General features: G+C 53.4%; 7 protein-coding genes and 1 pseudogene. All 8 read left to right on the forward strand.

Translation table 11 applies throughout. The annotated features are described in order from the left end of the window. Positions 1 to 198: 198 nt before the first annotated feature. Positions 199 to 1,551, forward strand: coding sequence for a hypothetical protein (locus IE053_RS14315; RefSeq protein ID WP_189577314.1), 1,353 nt, complete (start codon positions 199 to 201; stop codon positions 1,549 to 1,551). A 240-nt stretch (positions 1,552 to 1,791) separates the two neighbouring features. Beyond that, entirely contained in the window at positions 1,792 to 2,295 is a 504-nt protein-coding gene (locus IE053_RS14320; protein ID WP_189577316.1) for an antirestriction protein ArdA, read from the forward strand. Positions 2,296 to 2,389: 94 nt separating this feature from the next. Further along, positions 2,390 to 3,805: a DUF2779 domain-containing protein gene (locus IE053_RS14325; protein WP_189577318.1), complete on the forward strand. Its 1,416-nt coding sequence runs from the start codon at positions 2,390 to 2,392 to the stop codon at positions 3,803 to 3,805. A 518-nt stretch (positions 3,806 to 4,323) separates the two neighbouring features. Beyond that, positions 4,324 to 4,500: a ribbon-helix-helix protein gene (locus tag IE053_RS14330; RefSeq protein WP_189577319.1), complete on the forward strand. Its 177-nt coding sequence runs from the start codon at positions 4,324 to 4,326 to the stop codon at positions 4,498 to 4,500. Next, positions 4,497 to 7,280: a class I SAM-dependent DNA methyltransferase gene (locus IE053_RS14335; protein WP_189577321.1), complete on the forward strand. Its 2,784-nt coding sequence runs from the start codon at positions 4,497 to 4,499 to the stop codon at positions 7,278 to 7,280. The genes IE053_RS14330 and IE053_RS14335 overlap by 4 nt, the downstream gene beginning before the upstream one ends. Further along, positions 7,277 to 9,337 carry a DEAD/DEAH box helicase family protein gene (locus IE053_RS14340; RefSeq protein ID WP_189577323.1) on the forward strand — a complete coding sequence of 687 codons (2,061 nt, stop codon included), beginning with the start codon at positions 7,277 to 7,279 and terminating at the stop codon, positions 9,335 to 9,337. The genes IE053_RS14335 and IE053_RS14340 overlap by 4 nt, the downstream gene beginning before the upstream one ends. Continuing rightward, on the forward strand, positions 9,330 to 10,529 hold the full coding sequence (locus IE053_RS14345; RefSeq protein ID WP_189577326.1) for a GIY-YIG nuclease family protein: 1,200 nt from the start codon (positions 9,330 to 9,332) through the stop codon (positions 10,527 to 10,529). The genes IE053_RS14340 and IE053_RS14345 overlap by 8 nt, the downstream gene beginning before the upstream one ends. After that, positions 10,526 to 10,957, forward strand: a pseudogene (locus tag IE053_RS14350) (hypothetical protein); the annotation flags it as partial. The gene IE053_RS14345 and the pseudogene IE053_RS14350, both read left to right, overlap by 4 nt.

The following is a 10,957-nucleotide window of genomic DNA, read 5'->3' on the forward strand; positions in this document are numbered from 1 at the left end:
GAGATGATTTCCTCGGGTTTGTAGCGCTTCGCGCCCATCGCTCTTCTCCTGCAGACAAGCCATTCTTTCACTCAGACTGGCTGCGTTCAAAGGGGACGGGTCATTGCATGTCTTCACCTCAAAGTCGGAGTGATCCGCGTTTTGAGGTTTATTATTGGCGCTCTGTCCGGTTAGTGTCGTGGCAGGAGGCTGGCAGGTATGCGGGATGCCAAGAAAGATATTGTTGTTCGCCGGAGTTATCGATCCGGCTTTCAACGAAACGCGATCCGAAAGGCATTAAGGGCGCGCTTTGACATCCTGAAAGCGCGCCAGTCCCGTTTTGGTCGCGGCAGATTCCGTGCCGCCATCTTTGATGCGCTGTCGCGTAACGCGGATACAATAAGGTATCCAGACGGAAAGCCTGTCCTGTTCGGCGAAGACGCCATAACAGACAGTGACTTGCGCGACGCGCTCAGTCCCAAAGCCGATCTCAGTAAGACCTGGCAGACCAATGACCAGAAGGTCCGCCTTTACGATGCTTACCTTCAGCTCGTGGACGATGCCTTTCCCTCAGCGGCGGCGATCTTGCAGCGTTATGAGAATGCCAAAGAAACACTTCAGGCGGAACGGAGCTATTCGGCAGATAGCTGGCAGGCGCGTGGGGCGGAGTGTATCTCTCACGACATCCCGGCAGTGTGGGCAGGTCCGGCCAATCTCAGCGATTTTGGCCTTGAAGATCACCCGGACTTCGCAAGCGCTTTCAAAGTTCCGGTCGGTCCGCGCTTTGACGGAAAGCGCGCACGCCTGTCGGTGATCACTCCCCATACGGAGTTCAAAACCGGATACGTCCCCAATGCCGTCTACGTATTCGGCGAGGTCTTGCCGGGCGGTTTCCGCCCGGTCAGCATTTTCATTTATCCAACAAAAGGGTTCTTTCGCGACCAGGGCTGCGTGGAGTCCTTTGGTCTCTACGATCAACTGCCAAGAAGGCCTGAGCACCGATCCGATTATCTTGTGTGGTTGGACAAGCACGTCACCGCATTCTTCCGAAAGCAGGAGCCGATCATTCTTGCCGGGATGGCGGTGCCCAGCTTTCACGGACTTGGGGAAGCATTCATAGCTCAGGACTGGCGATTGAGAATTGATACGCCAGGGCCTCATAAAATGCAGAGGCTTGAGAAGAACATCTTCGAAGCCGGGCGACTGAGTGCGGACAGCCCGGAGCTGGACCTCGTTACTTTCAATCAGGCACTTGGCAGCATCGATCAGTCGGTGCGCGTCTCACTCGACATTGCGTTCTTCGGCGTGAACGTGCCTGCCAATAGAGGGCTAAGGTTTGAACTCGCACCCAGCCGTCTTCCTCTCGTGAACAATATCTTCTTCGATTTTGCAGGCGAACCCCTGGCAATGCGCATCGCGCCTGACGGAGAGCCAATCGAACAGGTTGGCAGGGCATTCGATCCGCCCTGCCTCTTACCGGAAACTCTTTTGCTGGCGACCGAGTTGAACCTTGCACCGATCGTTTTGGAAAACCGACTGTGGGTTCCGAACAAATGGCCGTTCGCTGATTAGGCTTGCCTGTCAGCGGTCCATCGCTTGTTGGGCCGGTCCGTGATCAAGCATCAGTCCGCAAACATGGCCGGGCGCGCCAAACACGCAAGGGCCGCCCGCTCCATTCGCTCACTTAAGTTCGCTCCCGTGTTAGCCCGCGCGAGGCAAATGCCTCGCTTTGCACGTCCGGCTTTTTCGCCCGGCCTTTCTCGTTCGCGTCCCGATCACGGGACCAGAAAACAGCGAGAAAGGACCAAAACAATGAGCAACCGTTACCACGCCACACCCTATGACATTTCTGCCACCGGCTTTTACTTCGATACGTTCGAGGAATATCAGACCCGCGCCGCAGAGCACCGCAACGAGTACGGCGATCCGGTCGAGGAATACGAAATCCAATTCATCGACGGCGACAACTACCGGCTCTTCGACGCCATCGGCGTCAGCCAGGCCAATCTCAAAGACTGGTTTGAGCGCTTCGAGGAGATGGATGACGCTGAGGCCGTAAAGCTCATCATCCTGATTGAGCAGTTCGGATACAGCGTCGAGGACGCGGTCGATCGTATCGACGACCTGCACCTCTTCGAAGGCTCAGCAATCCAATATGCCGAGGAGCTGATCGACAGGACGGGCATGCTCGACCAGTTGCCTGAGAACCTTCGTTACTACTTCGACACCGAAGCCTTCGCCCGCGACATGTTGCTTGGCGGTGATATCACCCAGGTCGAGATCGACGGTCACAGCTATATCGCCGATGGGGTTTAGGGACCCCGTTGCACTCATTTCGTACCCTTAGGCCAAGGGCAAAGTGCGTGATATACTTCTCGCTAATTACGAACGCCAAAACGATCGAATCTGCATGCATTTAACAAAAACCGACTTCATTCACTTTCTTCAGTGCCCAAAATCCTTTTGGCTTCAGAAGAATGATCCCGACAACTTCCCGGCGGGCGAGTTTTCGACGTTTCAACAGAAACTCGTCCGGGAAGGCTATGAAGTCGAGCGCGTAGTGAAGCAATACTTTGCTGGAGCGCCTGAGCGCGAAGTATCGTTTCAGGCAACATTTTCAACGGACGATGGATTATTTGCGCGCGCTGACGTATTCGAAGTAAAGGACGATGATCGTCGAATACTTTACGAGATCAAGTCATCAACCAGCGTCAAGACTGATGCCAAGCATAACCACCTAAAAGATGCTTGCTTCCAGATGATCTGTGCCGAGAGAACCGGCACCGAGATATCTGAAGTTCGCCTCATACATTTGAATGGCGATTACACGCTCGATGGCGAAATCGATCCAGAAGCGATTTTGACATTTGCCGACATCACGGAAGATGTCCGCGCCATCGAGCAGGAAACTGCTGGAGAAATCGATCAGGCCCTTAGCATGATGGCTAAGGACAGTATCGACAGGAGCGGATGCACCTGCCGCAGAAAAACGCGGAGCAACCACTGCGACAGCTTCAAGGTGTTCAACTCGGACATCGCTGAGCCATCCATTTTCGTGTTGCCCAGGATCAGCGTGCCGAAGATTACTGAGCTTGCTGCAAACGACATATATTCGCTTGCCGACGTGCCGAGAGACTTTCACCTTTCGGACGGCCAGCGCCCCGTCGCACTGGCCGCATGGTCCGGCGAGCCCCAAATCGCGCTCGACCGGATTGAGGCATTTCTGAACGGGATGGAGTTTCCGCTCTATTTCTTCGACTACGAAACCTTCGCGACCGCCGTGCCGGTTATCGAAGGCTCAAAGCCCCATGGGCATATTCCGGTCCAATATTCGCTTCATATCCTGGAGGCTAACGGCACGCTCAGCCATCGAGAATATCTAGCCCGATCCATGGAGCCGCCGCGCGAGCTTGTTGATCATCTCGGACGCGATATCGGGGAAGAGGGGTCGCTTGTTTCCTGGCACGCCTCATTCGAGAAAACGCGCAATAAGGAACTGGCCAAGCGATATCCCGATCAGGCGGATTTCCTCAAGCGCTTGAATGAGCGGATGGTTGACCTCGAAGACGTGTTTAAGCGGGATTATGTGGATATCCGTTTTGGAGGATCGACATCGATCAAAAAGGTCCTGCCTGTAGTCTGTCCGCATCTCAGTTATGAGGAGCAGGATGTTCAGGACGGCGCATCTGCGATGGAAGCATGGCAACGCATGATCGCCGCCGACAATGCGGAAGCTGATCAGCTACTCAGTTATTGCAAACTCGACACGTTCGCGATGGTCGAGATTTACCGTTTCTTGCGCCAGCTTGTGGATGGCGCGGAATAGCCCAGCGTCAATGACGGTGGTAATACCAATAAGCTCTCATCATCAGTGTACTACCGGAAAACCCGGTCTTATTTAGACCGCAAGATGTGTGTGGTACTACCACACATCTTGGCAAGGGGCCCGCTGCGCGCCCCTGTGCAACCCCCGGCCTGTGGCTCTTGAGAGGGCATTGAACCCACCAGAGCCAGCAGAACGTATCGCCGTTTCATCACTCGCAAGGGAGCCTTCGGCGCTCCCCTGCACCCCATCCGCCAATGGGCATTTCATAGCCCCTGGACCCTTGACCATTTCATGGAGACGCTTTCAGCGCGACCATTTCATGAAGACCAACCGTGCGCCGATTGGATGCCGATCAGGTCTTTCGCAACCCGATACCTACGACCAAACTCACACCGTTTGGAGAGGCGTCAGCGTATCGCCGCTGAACCCCGACCAAGAACTGTTCTTGGATGCGCTGATTGAGGATATCCCCCTGAAATTCATTGATGAGATGTGTATCCATCGGCTACACTCTTGCAATGAAAGATTCGGGCCTTCGTATTCGTATCGAGCGCGAACTTCGCGAGAAGTTTATCGAGGTTTGTCGTCAACAAGACCGACCCGCAGCGCAGGTCATTCGCGAATTTATGCGCGCTTATATCGCCGATAACGAAACCCCGGAAACGCCTGAGAAGAAGAAACGAGTAAGCCGTTGAACGCCGTCGAGATTGAAGAAGCCGTATCGAACCTCGCTGAGCAGCCATTTGACGCTCAGGAGTTTCCCTATGCCTTCCTGGAAGCGTTCGGGAACAAGGCGACAACGATAAAACGGCTGCGCACCGGCGCGTCGAACAAGTCCGATCTGGATGGCGTCCTTCAGACCAGCAACATCCATATCAAGGTGTGCGAGCCAGGCACAGTCACAGACACACTCGTCGCGCTGAAAGACAGTCCAGCGACGAAGAAAGCGCGCGCAAAATTTGTTCTCGCCACCGATGGTCAATGGCTGGAAGCCGAAGACCTCAATTCCGGTGAGACCGTCGCGTGCGAATACGTCGACTTCCATGACCATTTTGGTTTTTTCCTACCTCTCGCCGGGATCAGCACAGTTCAGCAAATCCGCGAGAGCGCCTTCGATATCAAGGCGACCGGGCGGCTGAATAAGCTCTACATTGAGCTTCTGCGGACCAACCCCGAATGGGGTACGGCGGAACGCCGCCATGACATGAACCATTTCATGGCACGTCTGATCTTCTGCTTTTTCGCCGAGGACACCGAGATTTTCACCGGTGACGACCTCTTTACCTCCACGATCGAGATGATGAGCGATCGGGACAGCGCGAACACTCATGAGGTGATCAGCGAGCTGTTCCGGGCGATGAACACTAAGCATGAGGATCGAGATGCGGCCCGTATCTCATCTTGGGCTCGCAAATTGGACATTCCGTATGTGAATGGTGGCTTGTTCGCGGACTCTGTTGAAGTGCCGAAATTCACAAAAATGGCGCGCAGCTATCTCCTCCATATCGGCAAGCTCGATTGGAGGAAGGTCAATCCGGACATTTTTGGATCGATGATCCAGGCGGTTGCGGATGAGGAAGAGCGCGGCGCGCTTGGAATGCATTACACCAGCGTCAGCAATATACTGAAGGTCCTCAGTCCGCTGTTTCTAGATGACCTTCGCGAGCAACTTGAGGAGGCAGGCGACAATGACCGCAAACTTCTTAATCTGCGTAAGCGCATGGCCAAAATTCGGGTCTTCGATCCGGCTTGCGGCTCCGGCAATTTCCTAGTCATCGCCTACAAAGAGATGCGCAAGATAGAGGCGGAGATCAACGAACGCCGGGGCGAAAAAGATCGGCGCTCCGATATCCCGCTCACGAACTTTCGCGGGATCGAACTCCGCGACTTCCCGGCTGAGATCGCGCGCCTCGCCCTCATCATCGCAGAGTATCAGTGCGATGTGCTCTATCGCGGCCAGCTTGAAGCGCTCAAAGATGTACTCCCGCTCAACGCGATGAACTGGATCACATGTGGGAATGCTCTGCGACTGGACTGGCTCAGTATCTGCCCGCCGACGGGAACTGGTGTGAAGCATCACGCTGACGATCTGTTTCACTCACCGATCAACCAAGCCGAAATCGATTTCGAAAATGAAGGTGGTGAGACCTACATTTGTGGCAATCCACCGTACCTCGGATATAACAAGAGAAGCAAAGAGCAAAAAGAAGATCTGGACTTTGTTTTTGAAGGGCGCGCAAAAAACTGGGGTAATCTAGACTATGTTGCAGGTTGGTTTGTAAAATCGGCAGATTATTTTAGAAATACAAAAGGTGCATCCGCTCTCGTTGCGACAAATTCAATTTGCCAAGGTGGGCAGGTTCCAGTCCTATGGCCGATATTGTCTGAGTTAGGAGCAAAAATATCTTTTGCTTATACATCTTTCAAATGGTCGAACTTGGCGTCGCATAACGCGGGTATTACAGTGGTTGTTATTGGTCTTTCGCGAGAGGATGCAACCAAGCCAACCCTTTTCGAAACAGCGAAATCTGGGGAAATAGCTTCCCGCAATGTAAGTAACATCAATGGATATCTAGTCGCAGCTTCCGATATTTTTGTTCATAAGCGTGCCGAACCTCTTTCGAATCTGGACATTATGTCGTTCGGCAACCACCCTTACTACGGCAGCGCTTTAATATTCAGCCAGGAAGAAGCGCGAATTCAAATTGAAAATGCGCCGGGCTCTGCAAGATTTGTCCGTCCACTTTACGGCTCAACAGAAGTAATCAAAGGTCAGCCAAGGGCTTGTTTGTGGGTGGAAGATACCGAAGTAGAAGTGGCAAATCAAATTGAATGGATTAGCGAGCGCTTTTCAAAGGTCGAAGCCGATCGGCTCAAAAAGAAAACTGACACCACAGCTCAAAAGCTTGTCGCCTCACCTCACCGCTTCAGGGATCGACTTGAAGCAACGAAATATTTTATTGCCGTTCCACAAACCACTTCTGAGAACAGGGCTTATTTGCCGTGCGCGATTCTAGATAAAAGGTGCATCCCGACGTTCAAATGTTATGCAATATATGATGGCAGTGTGTCGAATATCGCGATTGTAACATCGAGAATGCATCTAGTATGGATTGCAACTGTTTGTGGTCGCATGAGAACCGATTTCAGCTATTCCAACACTCTAGGCTGGAATACATTTCCCATCCCTAAGCTCACCGAGAAAAACAAAGAAGACCTAACCCGGTGCGCAGAGGATATCCTTCTAGCACGCGAGGCGCATTTCCCAGCGACCATCGCAGACCTCTACGATCCTGAAAAAATGCCTGACGATCTTCGCGCCGCGCATGATCGAAACGATGAGGTGCTGGAGCGCATCTATATCGGACGGCGCTTCAAGAATGACACAGAGCGCTTGGAAAAGCTCTTTGAGCTCTACACCAAAATGACCAACAACGAGGAAGCTCAAACTAAACAAAAGGCGGTGACGCAATGATCAAAAAGAACCACAAAAACGTCCCGTCAGTATCGGTTTCCTATGCTCAGACCGGTAATGCGACCAAGTCGAACGAGCTTGGCATGCGCCCGATGCAAGAGCGCGCCTATGAAAAACGCGGCGAGCAATACCTGCTAATTAAATCACCTCCAGCGTCGGGAAAGAGCCGCGCTTTGATGTTCATCGCGCTCGACAAGCTGCATAATCAAGATGTCAAAAAAGCCATTATCACCGTGCCGGAAAAGTCCATCGGTGCAAGTTTCAATGATGAACCGCTGACCAAATTCGGCTTCTATTACGACTGGCACGTGGAGCCGCGATGGAACCTATGCAACGCGCCTGGCGAGGACGGCAGCAAGGCCGCGTCCGTTGGCTCATTTTTAGAGAGCGATGATCAAACCCTTGTTTGTCCGCATGCAACCTTCCGCAATGCTGTCGAGAAATTCGGGATCGAAGCTTTCGATGATTGCCTGATTGCCGTTGACGAATTTCACCACGTCTCTGCCAATCCTGAGAACAAACTAGGAGCACAACTCGCAGAATTGATCGCGCGCGATAAGGTTCACATCGTCGCCATGACCGGCTCTTATTTCCGAGGCGACGCAGAAGCGGTCCTCATGCCGCATGACGAGGCGAAGTTCGAGACCGTCACATACACCTATTACGAGCAGCTTAACGGCTATAAATGGCTCAAGACTCTCGACATTGGCTACTATTTCTATTCCGGGCCATACGCTGATGAGATTTTAAGTGTTCTTGATCCAACACAGAAGACGATCGTTCATATCCCAAGCGTGAATTCGCGGGAAAGTACCAAAGACAAGATCAAGGAAGTCGAACACATCCTGGATGAGCTTGGTGACTGGCAAGGCACCGACCCGACAACTGGCTTCCAGCTTGTGAAAACCGAAGATGGTCGAGTGTTGCGCATTGCCGACCTGGTGAACGACGATCCCTCAAAACGTGATCGGGTGTCCGCCGCCCTCAAAGACCCGGCCCAGAAAAACAACCGTGATCACGTCGATATCATCATCGCCCTTGGCATGGCGAAGGAGGGCTTTGATTGGATTTGGTGCGAACACGCGCTGACTGTTGGCTATCGTTCCAGCCTGACCGAGATTGTTCAGATCATCGGGCGCGCGACCCGTGATGCGGAGGGAAAAACCCGAGCGCGTTTCACAAACCTGATCGCAGAACCAGACGCCGCAGAAGACGCTGTGGTCGATGCCGTGAACGATACACTGAAGGCTATTGCTGCAAGCTTGTTGATGGAGCAGGTGCTTGCACCGCGTTTCAACTTCACGCCAAAGAATCCGAACAATGCCCCGGTCGATGGCTACGACTATGGCGAGGGCGGCTACGATCCCGAGAAATGCAATGTCGGCTTCAACGAGGAGCAAGGCTCTTTCCAGATCGAAATCAAAGGCCTCGCCGAGCCGAAATCGAAGGAGGCCGAGCGCATCTGCCAGGAAGACCTGAACGAGGTGATCACCGCATTTGTTCAGGACAAACCATCGATCGAGCAAGGGCTGTTTAATGAGGAGGTCGTCCCTGAAGAGCTAACCCAGGTACGCATGGGCAAGATTATCAAGGATCGATATCCTGAGCTGGATGATGCCGACCAAGAAGCCGTCCGCCAACATGCGATTGCAGCGCTCAACCTGACCCAAGAGGCTAAGAAGATTGCCGTTGGCGATGATAAGGATACTGAGCGAGGCGGAAGCACGGCGCTGATCGATGGTGTTCGGAAGTACGTCACGGATGTGCGTGAGCTGGACATTGATCTAATCGACCGGATCAACCCGTTCGGGGAAGCCTACGCTATCCTCGCTAAAACGATGAGCGAGGATAGCCTAAAGCAGGTCGCCGCTGTGATCGCCGGGAAAAAGGTCAGTATGACGATCGAGGAAGCCCGCGAGCTGGCGAAGCGCGCTCTCAAATTCAAGCAGGAGCGCGGACGGCTTCCATCCATTACCTCAGCAGATGCCTGGGAAAAGCGGATGGCTGAAGGCGTCGCCTATCTAGCCAAGGCGAAAGCGGAGGCTGCTAATGGCTAAATCCGCATTCACCGATGAAGATGATGCCCTATTGGGCGAGCTTGGGGTTGAGGTTGAGGCCAAGAAAAAGAGAAGCCTGACACCGAGGGAAGAACGCATAATTGCAGGCTTTGAGGACATTCAACGCTTCTACGAGGAATATGGCCGCGCACCGCAACACGGCGAAGAGAACGATATTTTTGAGCGGATGTATGCGGTCCGGCTCGATCGTCTGCGTCAGCTTGAGGAGTGTAGGTCGCTTCTAGAACCGCTCGACAATCAAGGAGTGCTGGCCGACGCGCCAGCAGCATCAGGACACGGCGACACTGAAATTGACGATGACGCCCTGCTGGAAGAACTCGGAGTTGAAGCAGAAACAGCCGATATCACCGAGCTGAAGCATGTGCGTTCGCACGCTGAAAAACGCGCCGCCGAGGAAATCGCAAACCGCCAGCGTTGCGAGGAATTTGACAAGTTCAAGCCGCTTTTCGACCAGGTTCAGGATGAATTGGATGAGGGATTACGAGAAACCCGAACATTTGAGCTGAAAGCGGAAATAAGGCCGGGGGCGTGGTTCATCGTTGGAGGCCAAAAAGCCTATGTTGCGGATATGGGAGAGGTATACAGCAATGCCCAAGGTCGCACTGATGCGCGCTTGCGCGTGATTTTCGACAACGGCACCGAGAGCAATATGCTCATGCGCTCCCTACAGAGAGCGCTTCATAAGGATGATGCAGGCCGTCGGATTACGGACTCCTCGGCAGGACCGCTCTTCGCAGACCATACCGCTGATGGCGATGAGGCGAGCGGCACGATCTATGTACTCCGCAGTAAGTCTGACCTTCCGATAGTGAAGGAGCATCGCAACGTGCTCCACAAGATCGGCGTAACAAGTGGAAAGGTCGAACGGCGCATCGCCAATGCGAAGATCGATGCGACGTTCTTGCTGGCTGATGTTGAGGTTGTTGCAACCTATGAACTCTACAACATCAACCGCACTAAGCTCGAAAACCTGATTCACCGCATCTTCGATCCGGCCCGTCTCGATATTGAGATCAAGGATCGCTTTGGCAATCCTGTTGTCCCTCGCGAGTGGTTTCTTGTGCCGTTCAATGTGGTCGATGAAGCCGTCGAGCGGATCAAAGACGGTAGCATCAAGGGCTACGTGTACGATCCGCAGCAAGCCCGTCTTGTGGAAAGGAAGGCGGGATGAACGACGTTTCGAAGGATACTTTTCAGATTTCGACCGAGGATATTCCCGAACCGACTTCGCAAGGCGGCGTGTCCTCGGGAAAGATCGTCCACGGCAAATTGATTCCGCCGCAACAGCAAATCCTTCTGTTTTCCGCTGACGACTGGGAGGCATTTGTCGAGGAATGGGCTCATTATCAGCGCACGCAGTACAAGTTTGTCACGCGGCTTTCTGCTTCAGCAGACATGGGCATAGACGTCGCCGGATTTACAGACGACGAGGGCTTTCAAGGCGAATGGGATAACCACCAGTGCAAACACTACGGCAACGCCATAGCGCCAAGCACTGACCCGTCCCCTTTGAACGCAGCCAGTCTGAGTGAAAGAATGGCTTGTCTGCAGGAGAAGAGCGATGGGCGCGAAGCGCTACAAACCCGAGGAAATCATCTC

Source organism: Parvularcula lutaonensis, from assembly GCF_014651915.1.
Lineage (GTDB): Bacteria > Pseudomonadota > Alphaproteobacteria > Caulobacterales > Parvularculaceae > Parvularcula > Parvularcula lutaonensis.